This window comes from Variovorax sp. 01N429 (assembly GCF_056399425.1).
On record NZ_JBFTRG010000228.1, the window covers coordinates 1 to 374 of the forward strand.

Sequence of the window (374 nt, forward strand, 5' to 3'; positions counted from 1 at the left end):
CGATCGGAGCCGGAGGTTCGTCAGGGCGGGTTAGGTCGACGGCGCCAAGCTCGCGTGCCCAGCCCTGCAGCGGGAAGCTGCTTCCCTCGACCACCGCGATCGACGAACCGCGGGCCAGGCCTGCGGCGAAGTCGAGGGTGCGCTCGGTCGGGACGTAGGCGAGAACGGGGCCGATGCCACTGCCAACGCGGTTCCGGCCCGCACGCGGCGTCGTGGCTGCGTGCTCTGTGGCGAATCGGCGTAGCGCGGGGATGGACTGCTCAGCGCCGAAGGCGTTCATGACCAGGACGCCGCTGGCGCGTTGGTCTGCGCATTCCTGGCGGATCCAGTCCACGGCGAGCTGGGCGGCGATTTCCCAGCCTCGGTTCGGGTCG

1 protein-coding gene is annotated in these 374 nt (G+C 70.9%); it reads right to left on the reverse strand.

What is annotated here, in order from left to right; translation table 11 throughout:
- On the reverse strand, positions 1-374 hold a 374-nt coding region (locus tag AC1DSF_RS31370; protein WP_478184209.1), incomplete at both ends, for a hypothetical protein.